19 protein-coding genes are annotated in these 21,418 nt (G+C 57.6%); 18 read left to right on the forward strand and 1 reads right to left on the reverse strand.

Features of this window, described 5'->3' with window-relative positions; all coding sequences use genetic code 11:
* The first annotated feature begins 12 nt into the window (after window positions 1-12).
* Both IT084_RS01355 and IT084_RS18460 read left to right on the forward strand, forming a co-directional pair.
* Window positions 13-3,513: an ATP-binding protein gene (locus tag IT084_RS01355; RefSeq protein WP_195710401.1), complete on the forward strand. Its 3,501-nt coding sequence runs from the start codon at window positions 13-15 to the stop codon at window positions 3,511-3,513.
* Window positions 3,514-3,545: 32 nt separating this feature from the next.
* Window positions 3,546-4,847, forward strand: a complete 1,302-nt coding sequence (locus tag IT084_RS18460; RefSeq protein WP_195710403.1) for a Wadjet anti-phage system protein JetD domain-containing protein — start codon at window positions 3,546-3,548, stop codon at window positions 4,845-4,847.
* A gap of 63 nt (window positions 4,848-4,910) precedes the next feature.
* Here IT084_RS18460 and IT084_RS18950 read toward each other — a convergent pair whose 3' ends face one another.
* On the reverse strand, window positions 4,911-5,096 hold the full coding sequence (locus IT084_RS18950; RefSeq protein ID WP_195710405.1) for an AraC family transcriptional regulator: 186 nt from the start codon (window positions 5,094-5,096) through the stop codon (window positions 4,911-4,913).
* A gap of 35 nt (window positions 5,097-5,131) precedes the next feature.
* Between IT084_RS18950 and IT084_RS01370 the strand changes: the two genes are divergently transcribed.
* From IT084_RS01370 to IT084_RS01445, 16 genes are all read left to right on the forward strand, one after another.
* Window positions 5,132-5,755 (forward strand): glycosyltransferase family A protein, encoded by a 624-nt coding sequence (locus IT084_RS01370; RefSeq protein WP_195710407.1) that lies wholly within the window; start codon window positions 5,132-5,134, stop codon window positions 5,753-5,755.
* 43 nt (window positions 5,756-5,798) lie between these two features.
* A complete protein-coding gene (locus IT084_RS01375; RefSeq protein WP_195710409.1) occupies window positions 5,799-7,487 on the forward strand; it encodes a diguanylate cyclase in 1,689 nt (562 codons plus the stop codon).
* A gap of 194 nt (window positions 7,488-7,681) precedes the next feature.
* A complete protein-coding gene (locus IT084_RS01380) occupies window positions 7,682-8,434 on the forward strand; it encodes a ComF family protein (protein WP_195710411.1) in 753 nt (250 codons plus the stop codon).
* Between the two features lie 335 nt (window positions 8,435-8,769).
* The gene (locus IT084_RS01385) at window positions 8,770-8,967 is read left to right on the forward strand and encodes a cold shock domain-containing protein (protein WP_195710413.1); all 198 of its coding nucleotides are present in this window, start codon (window positions 8,770-8,772) and stop codon (window positions 8,965-8,967) included.
* A gap of 126 nt (window positions 8,968-9,093) precedes the next feature.
* Entirely contained in the window at window positions 9,094-9,621 is a 528-nt protein-coding gene (gene hpf, locus IT084_RS01390) for a ribosome hibernation-promoting factor, HPF/YfiA family (protein ID WP_195710415.1), read from the forward strand.
* A gap of 282 nt (window positions 9,622-9,903) precedes the next feature.
* Window positions 9,904-12,522, forward strand: coding sequence for a preprotein translocase subunit SecA (gene secA, locus IT084_RS01395; RefSeq protein WP_195710417.1), 2,619 nt, complete (start codon window positions 9,904-9,906; stop codon window positions 12,520-12,522).
* Window positions 12,523-12,640: 118 nt separating this feature from the next.
* Window positions 12,641-13,751, forward strand: a protein-coding gene (prfB, locus tag IT084_RS01400; protein ID WP_195710419.1) for a peptide chain release factor 2 whose coding sequence is annotated in 2 segments (ribosomal slippage) — window positions 12,641-12,709 and window positions 12,711-13,751 — 1,110 coding nt in all. Because the reading frame shifts where the segments join, the coding sequence is not laid out codon by codon here.
* Between the two features lie 11 nt (window positions 13,752-13,762).
* Window positions 13,763-14,047, forward strand: coding sequence for a hypothetical protein (locus IT084_RS01405; protein ID WP_195710421.1), 285 nt, complete (start codon window positions 13,763-13,765; stop codon window positions 14,045-14,047).
* Window positions 14,048-14,085: 38 nt separating this feature from the next.
* Window positions 14,086-14,943: a YitT family protein gene (locus IT084_RS01410; protein ID WP_195710423.1), complete on the forward strand. Its 858-nt coding sequence runs from the start codon at window positions 14,086-14,088 to the stop codon at window positions 14,941-14,943.
* Between the two features lie 33 nt (window positions 14,944-14,976).
* Window positions 14,977-15,798, forward strand: a complete 822-nt coding sequence (locus IT084_RS01415) for a transketolase (protein WP_195710425.1) — start codon at window positions 14,977-14,979, stop codon at window positions 15,796-15,798.
* A 58-nt stretch (window positions 15,799-15,856) separates the two neighbouring features.
* Window positions 15,857-16,063: a hypothetical protein gene (locus IT084_RS01420; RefSeq protein WP_195710427.1), complete on the forward strand. Its 207-nt coding sequence runs from the start codon at window positions 15,857-15,859 to the stop codon at window positions 16,061-16,063.
* Window positions 16,060-17,013, forward strand: coding sequence for a transketolase family protein (locus IT084_RS01425; RefSeq protein WP_195710429.1), 954 nt, complete (start codon window positions 16,060-16,062; stop codon window positions 17,011-17,013). Before IT084_RS01420 ends, IT084_RS01425 begins: the two co-directional genes overlap by 4 nt.
* 299 nt (window positions 17,014-17,312) lie before the next feature.
* The gene (gene ftsE, locus IT084_RS01430) at window positions 17,313-17,999 is read left to right on the forward strand and encodes a cell division ATP-binding protein FtsE (protein ID WP_195710431.1); all 687 of its coding nucleotides are present in this window, start codon (window positions 17,313-17,315) and stop codon (window positions 17,997-17,999) included.
* Complete coding sequence (gene ftsX / locus IT084_RS01435) at window positions 17,989-18,876, forward strand: permease-like cell division protein FtsX (protein WP_195710433.1); 888 nt, start codon at window positions 17,989-17,991, stop codon at window positions 18,874-18,876. Before ftsE ends, ftsX begins: the two co-directional genes overlap by 11 nt.
* 30 nt (window positions 18,877-18,906) lie before the next feature.
* Window positions 18,907-20,031 carry a murein hydrolase activator EnvC gene (locus IT084_RS01440; protein WP_195710435.1) on the forward strand — a complete coding sequence of 375 codons (1,125 nt, stop codon included), beginning with the start codon at window positions 18,907-18,909 and terminating at the stop codon, window positions 20,029-20,031.
* Window positions 20,032-20,214: 183 nt separating this feature from the next.
* Window positions 20,215-21,372, forward strand: coding sequence for a S41 family peptidase (locus IT084_RS01445; RefSeq protein ID WP_195710437.1), 1,158 nt, complete (start codon window positions 20,215-20,217; stop codon window positions 21,370-21,372).
* Window positions 21,373-21,418 lie beyond the last annotated feature (46 nt).

Raw genomic sequence — 21,418 nt, forward strand, 5'->3', positions numbered from 1 at the left:
AGGTGAGGGTAGATGAAAGAACTGACCCGGATCAAGTTGATCAACTGGCACTACTTTGTCAACCAGACCATTGAGATTAACGGCAGCACGCTGATCACCGGCGACAACGGCAGCGGCAAGTCCACCATCCTGGACGCCCTGCAGCTGGTACTGGTGGCTGATTTGCGCAGGATCAAGTTCAACGTTTCCGCCTTTGATGAAACCAGGCGCAACCTTTTAGGCTACCTGCGCTGCAAGACGGGCAACGATTCCGAAGACGGCCGGGTGTACCTGCGTTCCGGGGATATCACTTCCTACGTGGCACTGGAGTTTTACGACACCGTCAAGAATAAATACTTTATTCTGGGCGTGGCGGTAGACTCCTACGCCGATAACGCCACCTGGGACAGCAAGTATTTCAAGATTGAGGACTGCCGCCTGGAGGATTCGCTGTTCATGGCGGGTAATCGCCCTTATAACATCAAGGAATTGAAGGGGGCGTTGCGGGGCAGGAGGGCCACCGTTTATGCCACTGCGGAATTTTATCGCAAGGACCTGCTGGTCAAGCTGGGATCGCTGAACGAGCGGTTCTTTTCTCTGTTTGTCAAGGCCATATCCTTCAAGCCCATCACCGACATCAGGCAATTTGTTTACTCGTACGTGCTGGAGGAACGCCACATCAACATTGATGTGATGCGGGAGAACTTGCTTCGCTATAAGGAATACAGCGACCTGGCGGCCCAAACGAGGGAAAAAATCGGGGCGCTGGAAAAGATCCTGGACAAGCACGCCGAGGTCGCCCGGGAAAAGGAAAAGGTGCTGGTACAGGAATACCTGATCAGGCGCGGCACCCGGGACCGGGCGGCAGGCGAGCTGGAGGAAAATACCCGGCAGGAACGGGCCAAACGGGACGAACTGGCCGGGCTGGAGGACGAGTTGATCCGGGTGCGGCAGCGGATGCTCGAGCTGGAGCGGGATTACGAAGATCACCGGGATACTCTGGCTGCCAACAAGACTTTCCAACTGGTGGATCGCTTGAACCGGGAAATTATTGACCTGAAGAACAGGCTACAGGAAATACAGGCCGAGCGGAACCGGGTTGCCGCCACCGCCGGCGCGGAGGCCCGGGCGTTGCGCAACCTGCGGGACAGCGCCGGGGAGGAATTGCTGGGGGCCGGGGAAATGGACCGCCTGGAAGCGCTGGCGGCGCTGTTGGAAGAAGTGGCCCGCGGCAGGGTGCCGGTGGGCGCGGCTGCGGGTTCCGGTGTCGATGCGGGTGTCGCCACTGGTGCCGGTACTGCCGCGGCCGGTGCGGGGGCGGCTGTGATTGCAAGTGTGGATGCCGGAAACGGGACCGGCGGCGCAGGTCCGGATGATGCTACCGGCGCCGGCGGGGATGCCGCCGTGGCAGCCACCGCCCGCAGGTTGGCCGAAGGACAGGCGCTGCTGGCGGCCATTGCCGCCCGCGTTAATGAGCAGTTGTGGGAGTGCAACGGCAAAACCAGGCAGCTGCGGGACGAGGAACAGCAACTGCTGCGGGAACTGGAAAGCCTGCGTAACAAGAAGTTTGTTTATGACCGCCGGGTCACCGAATTGCGGGACCTGATCGCTCAGAGTTTCCATAAGCGGGGGCAGAATGTCATCCCCGCCGTGCTCTGTGAGTTGCTGGAAGTGCCCGACGAGAAGTGGCAGGACGCGGTGGAGGGGTGGCTCAACACCCAGCGCTTCGACCTGATCGTGGAACCCCAGCACTTTGATTACGCCCTGGGCGTATACGAGCGGTACAAGCGCAAGCACAACATTTCCGGGGTAGGCCTGGTGAATACGGGTAAGGTGTTGAAGTTCCTCAACCGGGTGGAAAAGGGATCGCTGGCCGAGGAAGTACGCTCGGAAAACAAGTACGCTTTGGCTTACGTGCGCCAGCTGATGGGTAACGTGATGAAGTGCGAGCATGAGCATGAGCTCAAGCTGCACCGGCGGGCTATTACTCCCACCTGCATGACCTACCAGAACAACGCGGCGCGGCAGATCCACTTCCATGTTTACGAGACTCCCTTCATCGGCGAGCGGGCTTTCGCCCGGCAGATCGCCCGCAAGGAAGCCCGGTTGGCGGAGGTGCTGGCCGAGTTAAAACTGCTGGAACGGCGGGCCGGGTCGTTGCAAGCGCTGCTACCCCTGTGTGCGGGCCGGGATGAAAAATATATTTTCATCCGGGAACGCCTGGGCGTATTCCGCCGGCTGGAGGAAACCCGCGCCAGGCTCCGGGAGAAACAGCAAGAACTGTCTGCCATCGATACCACGGGCATTGCGGAAATCCAGAATAAAATGAAGCAGCTGAAGCTGGAAATCGAGGCGACGGGTAAACTTATTGAAGAAAAGGTGGGCGCCAGGGGTCGCCTGGAAGGTGATCTGGAACGGATTACCGGCGCCAGGGCCGCCCTGGAAACGGCGGCGGATCAGGCGGAGGAAGATTTAAGGTCGTTTAGTGAGGCCCACCCCGGCGTTGCCGAAGTGGGAGCAAAAAGATACGAGCGGGAACGCCGCAAAAAAACGCCCGGGGAGATTGCGGCCAATTTCCTGCACAACCGCAAGTCCCTGGACACCTTGATTTATAATAAGCGGCAGGAACTGGCCGAGCTATTGATCGGGTACGCCAACCGTTACCAGTTCGGCGGGAGGGTGGACGCTGACGACGTCGAGGAATTCCGGGCGGAATACGACAAATTGACCCGCAGTGAATTGCCCGAATACGAGGAAAAAATCAACCAGGCTCAGAAAGAGGCTGAAATTGAGTTTAAAGAACATTTTATCTTTAAACTGCGGGAGAACATTGAAAATGCCCATACCGAATTTAATTTTCTCAATGACGCCTTGAAGGGCATCACCTTTGGCACCGACAGCTACCGTTTTCTGGTCAAGCCTTCCGAGCAGCACCGCAAGTTTCACGACATGATCATGGATACCGACATGGTGGAGGGCGGCAGGTCGCTGTTTGATTCCATGTTCCGGGAGAGGCACAAGGAGGCCATGGACGAGTTGTTTGACCGGATTATCAACCTGCCTCCCCAGTACCTGCCGGAAAGCATCGCCGAATTTACGGATTACCGTACTTTCCTGGATTACGACATTAAAATTTACCACAGCAACGGCGAAACTTCCACCTTCTCCAAGGTTTGCCGGGAGAAGTCCGGCGGAGAGACCCAGACCCCGTATTACGTGGCCATCGTGGCCTCCTTCGTGCAGCTTTACCGGGCCAAGACCAACCGGGACAGCATCAGGTTGATGATGTTCGACGAGGCTTTTAATCGCATGGACAGCGACCGGGTGGAAAACAGCCTGCGGTTTATCCGGGAACTGGGGATGCAGGCCATCATCGCCGCGCCCACCGACAAGTGCGAGTACATCGCGCCCCATGTGTCCACCACCCTGCTGGTATTGCGGGACGGCCATTACAGCTGGATTGAGGATTATCACCAGCTCAAACTGGAGGCTGCCGGGCAGTTTAAACAAGCCGCGGTGCTTGGCCAGTCGTAGTTTTGGGGATTGACCACGAAGGGGAGCGCAACGTGAATCCACGTATGAGAATTGTCCCGGAGGTGAGAGGTGAGGCCATGAAGGAAGCCGGTTTTTTGCTGCACAGGCTCCTGGACAAGTATGAAAACAGTGTGCTGTACAAGGGAACCACGCGGAGCAACCGGCGTGTCTGGCTGCATTTCAACCGGCGCAACCTGCCCCGCTATTTCGATGATTCCACGGCGCGGCACAAGGAAAATATCAATGAAGCGGCCCGGTTCCTTGAGGACCGGGGCCTGGTGGAGATCGCCTGGGAACGGTTTGAAGAAGGGAACCTGATTAAAAAAATTGCCCTTAATCTTGATCACCTGCGGGAGGCATACAACTTTCTGGGCCGCCGCCCCAGGGAGGACAAGGAGAACCGGGTGGCCGGGCTGGCCAGGCAGTATGCCCGGGGAGCGGCTCCCTGGGTGAGGGATTTCTTGCACTACGTGGCTGACCGGGTGGAAAGCGGGGAAAGCGTGGCCCGTTACCTGGATATTAATGATCCCGACCGGGCCGCGGCGCTGTTCAAAGCCGTAAAGGAAGCGGGGCTTTTGGGGGAGGAAACCCCCAGGCGCGTGTTCAGCCAGCGGGTACTGGGATCCACCAAGGCTTTCGACGCGGTGGCGGGCGCGGTGGCCCGGGTGGCGGCGGATTTTCACCCGCAGTTTCGCGAAACCGGCGGTTGCGGTACGGTGGAGACCGGCGCGGTACTGGCCGAACTGGGTATCGTGGATAACCCCGGCCATATATTTATCAGCGGCGGTCTGCAATTTATTGTAAATGGAAAGTTGATCGACGTCGCGGATTTTTACCCCGATCTGGGTATCTCCACGGAATTGGCCGGGAGGATGCGGGTTGCCGCAGTAACCGCCGACTATATCATTACCATCGAAAACCTGGCTGCGTTTTACAGTTTTATCAAGACCAACCGGGGCAATTTTCTGGCCGTCTACCTGGGAGGCTACCATAACTCGCTGCGCCGCAACTTCCTGCGAAAAATCAGGGAACACCTGGATACAACCGGAATAAGCAAGCCGTTTTATCACTGGGGCGACATAGATTATGGCGGGTTTGATATTTTCGTGCACCTGCGGGATAACTGCCTGGCGGATTTGCGCCCGGTATTCATGGACGTAAATACCCTGGAAAAATACAGGGCATTTTGCCTGCCTTTCAACGACCGGTACGCCAAAAAATTGCGCAAGCTGCTGGCGGACCCCGGTTACCGCGTTTTTCACCCGGTGCTGGCATATATGCTGCAAAATGGAGTTCGCCTGGAACAGGAGTGCATTGAACCTTATATGAAGTAACAGTACCGCCGTTATCGTTTCGCCCGGCGTTCCTCCGGGTGGAGATGAAAGTGGTATTAAAACTTAACCCCTTTCCTGCACCCGGAATTCCGAAGGTGTCCGTTTTTCAAATTTCTTGAACACTGCGGTAAAGTAACTGTTATTGTTGTAGCCTGCCGAGTAGGCAATTTCGTCGATGGTCTTGTCCGTGTTAAGCAATAGTTTTTTTGCGTCGCATCCCCCCCCGAACATACGGGGGGGTTTTTGCATATTGTAGGTTAAAGGCTGATGGGGGGTGTGGTAGATTGGTTGCTGTATACGCGCTGTCGGTGTTTTTCCTGGGGTGGCTGGCCCTGGTGTTGTCCCGGGTATTACGCCTGTATTTGGCGATGCGCAAGCCGGCCGGGAGAACGGCAGGCGGGCCTGGCGCCGGAGCCGGGGTGTGGGCCGGACCGGGTTTCGGGCCGGGGGCAGCCGGTAGCCGCACCCCGGGCGTTGAGCGCCTGCAGCGGCTGGCGGTATTGGTGCGGGACCGGGCGGATTACGCTGAAGGTTTGGTGCGACGTCTGGTTGCCGGCCTTAACCGGTACCCGGCTATGCAAACGGTACTGGTGGACGGCGGGTCGTCCGACGAAACTTCCCTGATCCTGGAACGGCTCGCATTTCGCTTCAACCTGGGCTTTTGCCGGCTGGAAGACCTGGGCCCGGTTTGTCCCAGGACATCATCCCTGAACATCTTCATGGAGACCCCGGATTGCTGCCGGGCCGCCTGTTTTGCAAAGTGCGGGCCTTCACCGGGGGGATCCATTGAAACAAGCGGGTTGCCGGTACCTGTCCATTGCCTGGATTTGTGCCATGTTTCCGGCAAGAAGCTGTTAAGAATTAATTTGTTCGATACGGTGCATTTTTCTTTCCGAAACGGAGGTTAATCCTTTATTTTGTCGAATTGTAATATTTTGAGGTGAAGGGTGTTTGTACAGGGTAAGAAGGCTGCCGCATATTTTATATACCTGGATGGTAATCGGGCTGGGCTTATGGCTATTGGTTTATACTTTTCCCCACCTGGATCTGGACCGGGGCCGGGAACTACTGGTTATGGCGGCCCTTGCCGTGCTGGCGGAATGGCTGGCTGTAGTTTTTCCCCAGGGTCAATTGTCCGGGGGGTTTGCCGTCATCCTGGCTACATACCTTATTTTCGGTCCGGTGGCCACGGTTTGGGTCAACTGCCTGGCCACGGCCTTTGCCCAGGGCGTGGCCAACCGGGGCAACCCCCTGCGCACCACGCTGTTTAACGCCTTTCAGTATGTTCTGGTGGTGCTGGTTGCCAATTTTCTTTACGCGCTGGCCGGCGGCGACGCCGGCAGGGCACTGAACTGGTCCAACGTCCCGCCCCTGGCGGTATTCATGCTGGCTTATTTCGGTCTCAACCAGCTGATGGTATATTTATATACATTGCCGGTGCGGCGGGGCTACCCGCTGTTTCACTGGCTGGACGCGCTGCGCTGGGACGGCCTGACTTACTTGCTGGCCGCACCCATTGGGCTGCTCATGGGCATGCTTTACTCCAAAACCGGCGTTTACGGTACGGTGTTGCTGTTTCTCCCCGTCCTGGCGGTGCAGTTTGTGCTGCGCTTTTACGTGCACCTGGAACTGGCCAACCGGGAACTCCGGGTGCTATACGAGGTGGCCAGGCGGCTGGGAGGCAGCCTGCAACTGGAGGAAATCATGGACCTGGTGTTGAAGGAAACCAGACGGGTGATTAATTTCCATACCGGTGTCATTTACCTGTGGTCGGAGGAAAACAAGTGCTACCTGGTGGGGGCGGCTTACGGCCCGCACGCCCGGCTGATTAAAGGCTCGGCGATTCAGCGGGGGGAAGGTTTTCTGGGATTGGCGCTGGAAAACGGCGAGCCCCAGCTGGTAGACGATACCAGGTCGGATGTGCGCACAGCCGGCGACCTGGGGTTGACCCAGGTCCACCGTTCCATGCTGGTCGTTCCGCTCTTGGCGGAGACCGAGGCGGTGGGGCTTCTTGTGCTGGGGGACAAGCGGGCCGGCTTTTTTGAGGAAAAGCACCTGCGACTGGTCACCATTATCGCCGGGCAAACCGCGGTGGCCATAGCCAACGCGCAGCTTTACCGCAAGCTGAAGGTTGCGTCGATCACCGACGGCCTCACCGGGCTGTATAACTACCGGTATTTTTATCACCGGGCCCTCGGGGAGCTGGAGCGGGCCCGCCGCTGTGGTGACAATCTTTCTCTGGTGATGCTGGACATTGACCATTTCAAGCAGATCAACGACCGGTACGGGCACCTGGCCGGGGATATGGTGCTGTCCGGGGTGGCCGGGGTGATCCGGTCCGAAAAGCGCGCCTGTGACCTGGCGACCCGCTACGGCGGCGAGGAGTTTGCCCTGTTGATGCCCCAAACGGGTCCTGCCGAGGCAATGCTCGTGGCGGAAAGGCTGCGGAAGGCCGTACGGGAAAATCTGTTTGAGGTGGAGGGCACGCGTATCCAGGTGCGCATCAGCGTGGGAGTGGCGACTTACCCTGCGCACGCCTCCGACCTGGCCGGGTTGATTAATGCCGCCGACAATGCTCTTTACCGGGCCAAGGAATCCGGCCGGGACCGCAGCATCGCCTTTTCCCGCGGCCGGGCTTGAATGCAAATGTGACACCCTAATTGAACATGTCCAACCTCGGCCGTCTAAAAATATCAAATGAGATGCCGGGCCATGCCACCGACCCGGTTAATGCCGCTACTTGAAGTGGTTTTCTTAAAGCAACTTAAGCGCATATCCGAAATGATAGTTTTCAAGAGAAACCAAGCAAAATTGAAGCCCGCGTGGTGGTTGAAATGTGGAAAAACCTGGTTGAGGCCGTCCTGGAATTGATTTACCCGCCCCGCCGCGCATGTCCCCTGTGCGGGGGTGGTAGCCCGGACGCCTCGGTATGCCCTGCCTGCGAGCGCCTGTTGGAGGGCTATGCCGGAGAGACCATTTGCCCGGTTTGCGGTAGTTTCGGTAAACCCGGCGATCCCCCGGGGAGAAAGACCAACAACTACTGTTTTTATTGCCGCGGCGGAACTCGCCCTTTCGACCTGGCCCGGTCGGTGGGGCCGTACGAGGGGCCGCTGCGGGATGCGGTGCACCGTTTCAAGTATCGCGGCATAAAAACCCTGGCCCGGCCGCTGGGCGCTTTAATGGCTGAAGCGGCCGGGCGCGAGCGTGCTTTCGCCCGTACTCAGGCGCTGGTGCCCGTCCCCCTGTTTCACCGCCGTGAGCGGCAGCGAGGGTTCAACCAGGCCCTGCTTTTGGCCCGGGAACTGGAGGGGTTGCTTGGGGTGCCGGTACTGGAACGCGCGGTCGTCAAGATCAGGGAAACGCCGCCCCAGGCGGAACTGCCCGGGCGGGAAAGATTGCATAATTTATCCGGTTCCTTTGTTGTTGCCGACGCGAGGCCGGTGGAAGGAAAAGTAATTACTGTTGTTGACGACGTTTTTACCACCGGTACGACTGCTTCCATTATTTCCCAGATATTGCGACAGGCCGGCGCAAGGCAAATTTTGGTCCTGACCTTTGCCGGGACGCGTAGATACGGGGAAAATTGACAAATGAAACGGCATCCGTTCGATTATTCCGACAACGATCAACTTTTATTTTAAACTATTCACAACTTCAACCCCTGAAAACACGGGTTATTAACAGACTTATCCACATTATCCACAGCTTTTGGGGTTGAAAACAATGTTCAACAGGGGGATTTTCGACACGGCGATTGGGGTGGTAAAAAAAATGTTTCCGGGTTGGAGCACGGGGTGCATTGCGGTACCTGAAGCCGTATAACGCCGGTGTGCCAACTCTTGACAGGTTCCGGGCGATGTGATAAGATTACTCCACGTGAGTCGCCAAGACCACGGGATTATTCTTTAGGAGGAATGTTTTAGTGTTAGGTAAGGTCAAGTGGTTTAGCAAGGAGAAAGGCTACGGTTTTATAGAAAGGGAGGACGGAGGCGACGTTTTCGTCCACTTTTCCGCCATCCAGGAAGATGGTTTTAAAACCCTGATGGAGGGCCAGGAAGTGGAATTCGATATAGTTGAAGGTGCCCGTGGTCCACAGGCTGCCAACGTAGTGAAGCTGTAGCAAACCGGTACCCCGGCATATGCCGGGGTTTTTTAATTTTTATGTGTAAAATTGCGCAAAATGGAAGGATTTATCTCGATTTTAGGGAATAATATAATGACTACTCGCTCGAAAGGAGTTGGGAGTATGAAGGTTCTGGTAAGGGGCAGAAATGTTGATGTAACAAGCGCTTTAAAAGAATACGTGGAAAAACGGGTGGGTAAATTAACGAAGTTCCTGGATGATGTTGACGAAGCTACCGTTATTCTGGTGGTGGAAGGCGACTCGCACAAGGTGGAGGTAACCGTTCCGTTTAACGGGATGATCCTGCGCGGCGAGGAAGCCACCGGTGACATGTATGCTTCCATTGATCTTGTGGTGGATAAACTGGAGAAACAAATAGAAAAGTACAAGGGTAAGCTGGCCCGCCGCCGCGGGGCCGGTGAACAAAAGGCGGCCGCCGGGGTCCCGCTCCCCGGCGGTGAAGAAGAAGGCCCGACCGTGGTGAAGACCAAGCGGTTCGCCATCAAGCCCATGCCGGTGGAAGAGGCGGTGCTGCAGATGAACCTGCTGGGCCACAACTTTTTCGTGTTTTCCAACGCCGAGACCGAGCAGGTCAATGTTGTTTACAAGCGTAAGGACGGCAATTACGGGCTGATTGAGCCGGAGTTTTAGACAGCCGGTGATTGAAAGGGGACAGGTGACTTTAAAAAAGCGGCCTGCCCCCTTTGCTTCGGGGTAACAAGCCGGCCCGCCTTGCAGGCGCGCCTCCAACCTCTCCAGTGAACAGTTGCAGGGTAATGATCAAAGTGTTAGAATAGTAATGATATGGGCGAAAGCATAAGGGAACCGCTATGGTTCCTTGCTTTTATTTTGCTTCGAGGGATGAAGTATAAAAAGCGCGCGTAAAGGGAACTGATTCAAGGCGGCGCTTTTTTGGAGAAAGGTGATTATTCCATGCTAAAATTTATACGCAACTGGTTAGATGATAATTCCAAAGAAATCAAGCGGTTGCAAAAAATCGTGGACCGGGTCAACGCGCTGGAGCCGGAGATCAGCGCCCTTTCCGACGCCGAACTGCAGGCCAAAACCCCGGAGTTCAAGGGCCGGCTGGAGCGGGGCGCCACGCTGGACGATATTCTGCCCGAGGCATTTGCGGTGGTGCGGGAGACGTCGAAGCGGGTGCTGGGCATGCGCCATTTCGACGTGCAGCTCATGGGCGGGATCGTGCTGCACCAGGGCCGGATAGCCGAAATGCGCACCGGTGAAGGGAAAACCCTGGTGGCCACCCTGCCGGTATACCTGAACGCGCTGGAGGGGCGCGGGGTGCACGTGGTGACGGTGAACGACTACCTGGCCCGCCGGGACAGCGAGTGGATGGGCCGTATCTATAAGTTCCTGGGCCTGTCCGTGGGGCTGATCGTGCACGGTCTGGATTGGAACGAGCGCAAGCATGCTTATCGCTGCGATGTTACCTACGGCACCAACAATGAGTTCGGATTCGACTACTTGCGGGATAACATGGCCCTGCGGCCCGAGCAGCTGGTGCAGCGGGAGTTGAACTACGCCATCGTGGACGAGGTGGACAGCATCCTCATCGATGAGGCCCGCACGCCGCTGATCATCTCCGGCCAGGCCGACAAGGCCACCGATCATTATTACACTTTCGCCCGCCTGGTGCCGAAATTGAAGCGGGATACCGACTACACTGTTGATGAAAAAGCGCATACCGTGGTGCTCACCGAGGAGGGCGTGGCCAGGGTGGAGCAGATGCTGGGCGTGCAGAACCTGTTTGATGATGTAAACATGGAGCTTACCCACCACCTGAACCAGGCCCTGAAGGCCCACGCTCTGATGAAACGGGACCGCGACTACGTGGTCAAGGACGGCCAGGTGATCATCGTCGACGAGTTCACCGGCCGCCTGATGTTCGGGCGCCGCTACAGCGACGGCCTGCACCAGGCCATTGAGGCCAAGGAGGGCGTGCGCATCGAGCGGGAATCCCAGACCCTGGCCACCATCACGTTCCAGAATTATTTCCGCATGTTCAAAAAGCTGGCCGGGATGACGGGCACCGCCGAGACCGAGGAGGAGGAATTCCGTAAAATCTATAACCTGGACGTGGTGGTGATCCCCACCAACAAGCCCATGATTCGCAAGGACCTGCCCGATGTGGTGTACAAAACCGAGCAGGCCAAGTTCCGGGCGGTGGTGGAGGAGATTGCCGCGCGGCATGCCACGGGCCAGCCGGTACTGGTGGGTACCATCTCCATTGAAAAATCCGAGATCCTGAGTGAGATGCTGCGCAAACGGGGGATTCCCCACCAGGTGCTCAATGCCAAGTACCACGAGAAGGAGGCTGAAATCGTGGCCCAGGCCGGGCGGCTGGGCGCGGTGACCATTGCCACCAACATGGCGGGGCGCGGCACGGACATCCTGCTGGGCGGCAACCCCGAATTCCTGGCCCAGGCCGAACTGCGGGGGCGGGACGATTACGACCCGGACGACCCCGCCTGCGCCGGGATGTACCGCCGGACGCTGGAGAAATACCGGCGGCAGTGCGAGGAAGAACACCGCAAGGTGGTGGAACTGGGCGGGCTGCATATCATCGGCACTGAACGGCACGAGAGCCGCCGCATCGACAACCAGCTGCGGGGTCGCGCCGGCCGCCAGGGGGATCCGGGTTCCAGCCAGTTTTTCAGTTCCCTGGAAGACGACCTGATGCGGCTGTTCGGCTCCGATAATATTGCCGGAATAATGGATAAACTGGGATTGGAAGAGGATGTGCCCATCGAGCACAGCCTGATCACCCGGTCCCTGGAAAGCGCCCAGAAGCGGGTGGAAAGCCGCAACTTCAGCATCCGCAAGCACGTGCTGCAGTACGACGACGTGATGAACCAGCAGCGGGAGATTATTTACGGGCAGCGGATGAAGGTGCTCCTGGAGGAAAACCTCAAGGACGTGGTGCTGCAGATGATTAATGATGTAGTGGCCCGGTCGGTGGATATTTACGCACCCGAGGGCGTCATCCCCGAGGAATGGGACCTGGAGGGGCTGTTGACCTATGCCGACCAGCTCTACCTGCCGGGGCACGGGCTGGTGCCCGGGGACCTGGAGGACATGGGCCGCGAGGCGATAAAGGAGTTCCTTGCGGAAAAATCAGTGGCGGCTTACGAGGCCCGGGAAGCCGAGCTGGGCGCCGGATTGCTGCGTGAACTGGAGCGGATGGTGCTGCTGCGCATCGTGGACGAAAAGTGGATGGACCACCTGGACGCCATGGACCAGCTCCGGGAGGGCATCGGCCTGAGAGCCTATGGCCAGAAGGACCCGCTGATCGAGTACAAGTTCGAGAGCTACCAGATGTTCCAGAACATGGTGGATGCCATCCAGGATGACGTGGTGCGCTACGTGTTCCGGGTCAACGTGGTTCAGGCACCCCGGGAGCGACAGACCGTGGAAAACAAGTACCGGGAGGAAGGACCGCAGCGGCCCGTGCGCCGGGAGAACAAAGTGGGCCGCAACGACCCCTGCCCCTGCGGCAGCGGTAAAAAATACAAAAAATGCTGCGGCAAATAGAAGGGGGTCAGGCCCTTCCTAACTGTAATAACTATATATTCTGATAAATTAATTATCACTCGGAACATGCATAATGTCATGATTTAAAGTATTCATAAATAAAAGGAGGAGAGAGAGTTTGTTCATTGAGCTGCGCAGGGAACTTGAGCCCCTGGTGAAGAAAATCGAAGATTTGAGGGTTTCTCTTTGACGTTGCCGGCAAGGAGCAAAAAATAGCCGAGCTGGAACAGGAGATGGCCCGCCCGGGATTCTGGGACGACCCTTCCCGGGCCCAGGAAGTGACGCAGGCCCTGACCGGGCTCAGGGAGCGCATCGCCGCCTTCGGCGAGCTTTCCGGGGCGCTGGAGGACCTGGAGGTGCTAATCGACCTGGGTGAAGAGGAGGATGACGAATCGCTGGCCGGGGAGGCCAGGTCGGCCCTGGCCGGTTTGCGCAAGCGGGTTGCAGATATGGAACTGCAGGTAATGCTCAGCGGCCCCTACGACAGCAACAACGCCATTGTTTCCTTGCACGCCGGGGCCGGCGGCACCGAAGCCCAGGACTGGGTGGAAATGCTGCTCCGGATGTACACCCGCTGGGCGGAAAACCGGCGGTTCAAGGTGAACATCATGGATTTGCTGCCCGGCGACGAGGCGGGGGTGAAAAGTGTCACCTTCGGCGTGGCGGGCAGGAACGCGTACGGCTACCTGAAATCCGAAAAAGGGGTGCACCGGCTGGTGCGCATTTCCCCCTTTGACGCCGCGGGCCGCAGGCATACCTCCTTCGCTTCGGTGGACGTGCTGCCCGAGGTGCAGGACGACATCGATGTCGAAATAAACCCGGAGGACTTAAAAATTGACACCTACCGGTCGGGCGGCGCCGGGGGACAGCACGTAAACAAGACCGATTCGGCGGTGCGCATCACCCACCTGCCCACCGGCATCGTGGTGCAGTGCCAGAACGAGCGCTCCCAGATTTCCAACCGCAATACCGCCATGAAACTGCTCAAAGCGAAGTTGATCGACCTGGAGATGCAGAAAAGGGAGGCCGAGCTGGCGGAAATGCGCGGTGAGCACCAGGAAATCGCCTGGGGCAGCCAGATTCGCTCCTACGTGTTCCACCCCTATTCCCTGGTGAAGGACCACCGCACCGGGGTGGAAGTGGGCAACGTGGAGGCCGTCATGGACGGCGAAATAGACGAATTCATCACGGCGTACCTGCGGGAGCAGGCCAAAAAGGGGCTGGCTTAGCTGTAGGCGCCATGTTAAAAAAGCATCCTGTCGAACTGCAAAACTCCGCCGGGATAATCTTCCCCGGAGACTTTGTGGTGGTTAAGGATGCTTTTTTAATTACCGGCGCCTTCCGGAATATTACCCGGGAAGTACGGAAACAACATCTCATGCTAATGCTTTTTTCGATAGACAGGGAGGAATTATTACAAAAACCAAGAATATATTGGCTGAAATGGGCGGGTATTTGGCAGGAGAAACGAACTGTGACGCCCCCCAACCGGCCGGAATATGATAGTGTAACCGGGAAAAGCTAAACTAAGGTATTCGCCGGGCCGACTGCGGGGAAATTATCATGTCTTGGAAACAACTGACGGAATTTTTCTGGGTAACCGCCGGGGTGGTGCTCACCGCCCTGGGGCTGGACCTGTTTTTGATTCCCAATAAAATCGCCGCCGGGGGAGTCAGCGGCATCGCCACCATCTTGCACTATGTCACCGGCTCGCCCGTGGGTATCACCATGCTGGCGCTGAACGTGCCGCTGTTTATCATGGGTATCTACCGGCTGGGGCTGACCTTCGGGTTTCGCTCCCTGTACGGCACCATCAGCCTCTCCGCGGCGGTGGATTTTTTTGAACTGTTGGTGCCCGTGCCCACCAGGGACCCGCTGCTGGCCAGCCTGTTCGGGGGCGTGCTGGTGGGCCTGGGGCTGGGGCTTGTTTTCCGCTACCGGGGCACCACCGGGGGAACTGACCTGGCTGCGGCTATTGTACGCACCTACACCGGTATGAACATCGGCCAGCTTTTATTTCTGGTGGACGCTTCCGTGGTTCTGGCGGCGGGGTTCGTTTTCCATTCCTGGGAACTGGCCCTGTATGCCCTGATCACCATCTTCGTCACCGCCTGGGTGATCGACATGGTGCAGGAGGGCATCAGTTACGCCAAGGCATTTTTCATCATCTCCAACCGGATCGACGTCATTGCCGAAAAGGTCCTGAATGAACTGGGCCGGGGCGCCACCGCGCTCAAGGCGCGGGGGCTTTACACGGGCATGGACCGGGAAGTGATCCTGACCGTGGTCAACCGGTCGGAGGTCAGCCGGCTCAAGGAAATAGTCTACGGTGTCGATCCCCGGGCGTTTATCATCGTAGCCGATGTGCGGGAAGTGCTCGGGGAGGGTTTCAAAGAATGGTGCCGGGTGTTGAAAGGTTGAAAGTTGTACTGAAACAATAGGAGGTCTTGGTAAATGGAAGAACAGGCAGTAAAGCTGGAACGGTTGCGGGACAAGGCCCGGCAGATCAGGCGCCACATCGTGGCCATGGTGGGGGCGGCCGGGTCGGGGCACCCGGGCGGCTCCCTTTCGGCGGCCGATATTGTAACCGCGCTCTACTTTGATGTAATGCGTATCGATCCCGGCAGGCCAAACTGGCCGGACCGGGACCGTTTCGTGCTTTCCAAGGGGCACGCCGCGCCGGTGCTCTACGCCGCCCTGGCCGAGCGGGGTTATTTCCCGGTGGAGGATCTGCAAACGCTGCGCAAACTGGGCAGCCCGCTGCAGGGGCACCCCGACATGCGCAAGGTGCCGGGGGTGGAAATGTCCACCGGTTCACTGGGACAGGGCCTTTCGGCGGCCAACGGCATGGCCCTGGCCGGCAAGCTGGACGGCAAAGATTACCGGGTTTACGTGCTGTTGGGCGACGGCGAGATCCAGGAGGGGCAGGTTTGGGAGGCCGCCATGGCCGCGGCGCACTATAAGCTGGATAACGTAATCGCCTTTTTGGATTATAACGGGCTGCAAATCGACGGCCCCATCGGGGAGGTCATGTCGCCCGAACCGGTGGCGGATAAATGGCGGGCCTTTGGCTGGGACGTGCAGGAAATTGACGGGCACGACATGGGCCGGATTCTGGAGGCCGTCGCCCGGGCCCGGGAGGCGAAGGGCAAGCCAAGCATCATCATTGCCAGAACCGTCAAAGGCAAGGGCGTTTCCTTCATGGAAAACGAGGTGGGCTGGCACGGCTCGGCTCCCAAGCCCGAGCAGGTGGAACGGGCGCTGGCGGAACTATAGCAAATTACTACGAGTTGCATGGTGGTCCGGCGGATTTCCGGAGTGAGTGGAGTGCCGGATGCGGTCCCCAGCCCGTCATATCCCCAAAGCTATGATCCCTTGGGGCGTGGAGAAGCAGGTTGGCGGTTTGCCGCAAGCGTTGACTAAAAGCCGCTTCGGCCACAAGGGTAAAATTACGAAACGAATGATCGATACCGCCGGAGCACGAATCAAGTACCGGTTTTTGAGAGAAATCAAGTTTAACCCCAGGAGGTTTTTATTATGAGCGAAAAAATAGCCACCCGGGAGGCTTATGGGAAGGCGCTGGTCGAGCTGGGGGAAAGAAATACGGACGTGGTGGTGCTGGACGCCGACCTGTCCAAATCCACCAAGACCGCGGAGTTCGGCAAGAAATTCCCGCAGCGGTTTTTCGATATGGGCATTGCGGAGCAAAACATGATGGGCACCGCCGCCGGCCTGGCCGCCGCGGGTAAGATTCCCTTCGCCAGCTCCTTCGCCGTGTTCGCCACCGGGCGGGTTTACGACCAGATCAGGAACAGCATCGCCTATCCCCGTCTCAACGTCAAGATCGGCGCCAGCCATGCCGGTATCACCGTCGGCGAAGACGGCGCCTCCCACCAGTCGGTGGAGGACATCGCGCTGATGCGCTGTTTGCCCAACATGACGGTGTTTGTACCCGCCGACGCGGTGGAAACCAGGGCGGCGGTGCTGGCGGCGGCGGAAATCGACGGCCCGGTTTACATAAGATTGGGACGCTCCGGGGTGCCCGTACTGCATGACGCAAACAATTTTAAATTTGAGCCCGGCCGGGCGCTGGTGATGAGGGACGGCGACGACGCCGCCATCATCGCCTGCGGCATTATGGTGGGCGCGGCCCTGGAGGCGGCGGAGCGGCTGGCCGCCGGGGGCGTCTCCGTGCGGGTGCTGGACATGCACACCATCAAACCCCTGGACGTCCAGGCCGTGGTGGAAGCGGCCCGGGCCACGGGGGCGGTGGTCACCGCCGAAGAACACAGCATTATCGGAGGCCTGGGAAGCGCCGTGGCCGAGGCGCTGGCGGAGAATTGCCCCGTGCCCGTGCGCCGGGTGGGGGTGCGGGACACTTTCGGGGAATCGGGCAAGCCCCGGGAACTGCTGGAAAAATACGGCCTCACGCCGGAGGTTTTGGTGGAGGCGGTTAAGGAGGTTATCCGGCGCAAGCGCGATAAGTATTGATTTACGCCGGAGCACCGGGTACAAGTACCGGTTTTTGCGGCAAAACCATTGTGATAACAAAAGGCAACTGTAAACCTTGGAAGCTGGCGGTTTGCGGTTGCCTTAATTATTTTCGGGTGGAGACTAAATTCCTCATTTTTTTGTCTTATTTAAAAAGCTGCCATTTATTTTAATTGATCCGGCGGAAGAAAAAGGATTTTCCGGATCTTCGTCGAAAGGTGCAATATTCCAACAGGAATTATTGTTTAAGGTGTCGAACTAAAAAAACTATCACAAAGATTGGCATTTGAGGTGCTTAAATGATCCAGCTGTATAATGTTTCCAAAATCTACCCAAACGGAGTCAAGGCCCTCAACGATGTTACCCTGCACATTAAAAAGGGGGAATTTGTGTTTCTGGTCGGTCCCAGCGGTGCGGGCAAGTCAACCCTGACCAAGTTGATTTGCCGGGAGGAACTGCCCAGCCGGGGCCAGGTGCTTGTCAACGGCCGCAACGTGGCCCGGATGAAAAACCGGGATGTTCCCCACCTGCGGCGCAAGATCGGGATGGTGTTTCAGGACTTTCGCCTGATCCCGAATAAAACTGTTTATGAAAACGTGGCCTTCGCCCTGGAAGTGACCGGCGCGTCCAGCAAGGAAATCAAAAAAGTGGTGCCCACGGTTCTGCGCATGGTGGGGCTGGAAAAAAAGGCCGGCATGCTGCCCGCGCATCTTTCGGGCGGCGAGCAGCAGCGCACCAGTGTGGCCAGGGCTATTGTGAATAATCCCGTGCTGCTCCTGGCGGACGAGCCGACGGGCAACCTCGATCCCGAGACCTCCTGGGAATTAATGAAGCTGTTTCTCGACATCAACCGCCGGGGTACCACCATCGTCATGGCCACGCACGCCTGGGACATTGTGGACAGCATGAAAAAAAGGGTGGTGGCCCTGAGCAACGGCTGCATCATCCGGGACGAGGAAGGCGGGGTTTACGGCTATGAATGTTAACACGCTCAAATATTACTTCCGCGAATCCACCCGGTCCGTATTGCGCAACAGCTGGCTGTCCGTGGCGTCGGTGGGGACCATTATCATTTCGTTGCTGATCCTGGGCAGTTCATTGCTGCTGGTGCTGAACGTGCGCCACATCGTTTCCACCGTGGAATCCAGCCTGGAGATAACGGTTTTTCTCGAAGACGGGCTGGATGAGGAAGCCCTGAAGCGAATGGAGGAGGAAATCAAATTTGTACCCGGGGTGGCCCGGGTGGAATTTGTCACCAAGGAGCAGGCCCTGGAGGATTTAAAGGAAAGTTTCGGCGATAAGGCCGATATTTTAAGCGGGCTGGAAAAGGACAACCCGCTGCCCAACTCCTTCCGTATCAAAACCAGCGAGGCCGAAATGGTGCCCAGGGCGGCGCGGCAGCTGGAAAAGCTGGAGGGCGTGGAACAGGTTCGTTACGGGCAGGGCGTGGTGGAAAAGCTGTTATCCCTGACCCACTGGGTGCGGATTTGGGGATCGCTGACTTTAGTGGTGCTGGGAGCCGCCGCCGTGTTCCTGATTGCCACCACCATTCGCATGTCCGTATTCGCCCGGAGGCGTGAAATCGGCATCATGAAAATGCTGGGTGCGACGAACTTTTTCGTGCGCATGCCTTTTATGCTGGAAGGCATGATGCTGGGACTGGCCGGCGGGCTGGTGGCCGCGCTGATCATATATTTCGGCTACCTTTCCCTGTTGAACAAAGTGGCGGTGACACTGCCGTTTATTCAGCTGGTTAATGACCCGCAGACCCTGTACAGGGTGCTGGGCGGCCTGCTGGGGTTGGGCTTTGGTATCGGTGCCGTGGGCAGCGCCATATCGCTGCACCGCTTTTTACGGGTATGATTATTGCCGCTTGAATGGAGGGGGCGTTGTTTGCGTTCGGGTTGGAAAAAGAAATTGACGGCTATTATGCTGGCGACAGCCCTGGTTACCGGCTACGGCACGGCGTATGGCGCCAGCCTGGAGCAAATGCTGCAGCAAACCAGGGAAAAACTGCAGCAAACCAAGCAGCAGGAAACTAGCAAAAGAAAAGAAATCAAGTCGTATACCAGTGAAATTACGGCGCTGGACCGGGACATCAATCTTAAAACCCGGGAGATAAACAATCTCAGCAACCAGCTGGACCTGGCGCTGGCGCGCCTGGAAAAAAATGAAAAGGAACTGAAACAGGCCGAGGATGACCTGCAGGAAAGCACCGAGGAACTGCACAAGAGGGTGCGGGGCATGTATGAAAACGGTACCGTGCACTACCTCGAGGTGCTGCTGGCCTCCCGCGACTTCGGGGATTTTCTCAACCGTTACGAATTGCTCAAGCGGGTAGTGGCCAGGGATGCCAATGTGGTGGAAGAAGTGGAAGCCCAGAAGAAGGCGCTGGAGGAAAAAAGGCAGGCGCTGCAGCGGCAGAAGGAAAGTATCGCCGCGCTGCTCAGGCAGCAGGAGGCGGCGCGCCGGGACCTGGCTTCCAGGAGCGAGGAGAAGCGGCAGCTTTTGGCCCAGGCCAAGCATGATTTAAACAAGTACCAGCAAGAGGTTGAGCGGCTGGAGGAGCAAGAGGAAGCGCTGATCCAAAGCATCGCCCGCCAGAGGGCCGGCAACCAGCCGGCGGCCACGGGGGCTTACGCCTGGCCGCTTCCCGGGTATACTTCAATTTCCTCGTCCTTTGGCTATCGCATCCACCCGATTTTAAAATATAACAAACTGCATACCGGTATCGACATTCCGGCGCCTTCGGGGACCACCGTGGTGGCCACCCAGAGCGGGCGGGTGATCAACGTCAGTTACATGACCGGTTACGGCAACGTGGTGATGATCGACCACGGCGGAGGAATTACTTCGCTGTATGCTCACCTGTCCGCCCAGCTGGTCGGCGAGGGGGCCACGGTTGCCAAGGGCCAGGCCATCGCCCGGGTTGGCAGCACCGGTTACTCCACCGGGCCGCACTTGCACTTTGAAATCAGGCAAAACGGCACGCCGGTCAATCCCAGGAATTACGTATAGAGAAAACACAGGGGACAGGCAATTATTAAAAAGGGAAGCCTGTCCCCTTATTTTCCGCGCCATGGCGTACTGCCCAATTTGTTTTGGCTTTTCGATATCCGTATTTATCTTGTAATTCACACTGCCATAATGTAGTATAATATGGTATGCTGATTTTAACGGATAATGGCAGGTGGAATTTTAATGTACGGATACGGCAGGTATAACAGGACGAACAGGTTATCCCGCTGGCTGACGGTGCTGGCTGTTCTTTTTTTTGTTGTTTTTCTGCTGGCGGGAATAATTATAGGTAGCAACTACAAACATGCCGGCAACCTGGTGAAAGTAATTTCCCTGATCCGAACCCAGTATATCGAACCGGTGGATACCACCACTTTGATTGACGGAGCCATCAGGGGCATGGTGGAATCGCTGCAGGATCCCTACTCGGTATACCTGGACCAGACAACATACAAGCAACTGCAGGAACAGATCCGCGGCTCCTTCGGCGGCCTGGGCATCCTGGTGGGGGTTAAGGACGAATACTTGACCGTGGCGCGGGTTTTCCGGGATACGCCCGCCGCCAGGGAGGGGGTGCGGGCCGGTGACCGCATTATTATGATCGACGGCAAGGACGTCCGGGGCATCGACCTGGAAACCGCCATCGGGTTGATGCGCGGCCCTGTGGGTACAAAGGTAAAATTAAGCCTGCTGCGGGAGGGCCTGGCCAAGCCCCTGGAGGTAAGTATTACCCGGGAGGAAATCAGCGTGCCCACCGTGGAGGGCAAGCTGTTGCCGAATACCCGCACCGGCTATATCATCATCACCCAGTTTAATGAAAAGACGCCGGACGAAATGCTGGAGACGCTTTCCCGTTTACGCAACCAGGGCATGCGGGGATTGATCCTGGACTTGCGGGATAATCCCGGCGGCGAATTGATCTCAGCCACCCGGGTAGCCGACAATTTCGTGCCCAAGGGGCCGGTGGTGTTTATTGAATACAGTTCGGGCAACACTGAGGTAAAGGAAGCGGACGATTATTACCTGCGTTTGCCCCTGGCCGTGCTGGTCAATGAAGGCAGCGCCAGCGCCGCCGAAATTCTGGCCGGCGCCATCAAGGACACCAAGGCGGGTGTGCTGGTGGGAACCAGGACTTTCGGCAAGGGCATCGTGCAAACAGTATTCCCCCTGGATAACGGGGCCGGCCTCAAATTGACCACCGCCCGCTACCTGACCCCGGGCAAACATGATATTCACAAGAAGGGCGTGCAGCCGGACGTTGTAGTGGAAGACAGGGAGGACCTTCCGGGCGACGAGCAGCTTAATAAAGCGCTGGAATTGATCGAGCAAAAATTGCAGTAATCCGAAAGCAACCGGTTTGCCCCCGGTCTGTTTCGTTTAATTGGTG

The organism is Desulfallas sp. Bu1-1, from assembly GCF_015594625.1.
Lineage (GTDB): Bacteria > Bacillota > Desulfotomaculia > Desulfotomaculales > Desulfallaceae > JADNRQ01.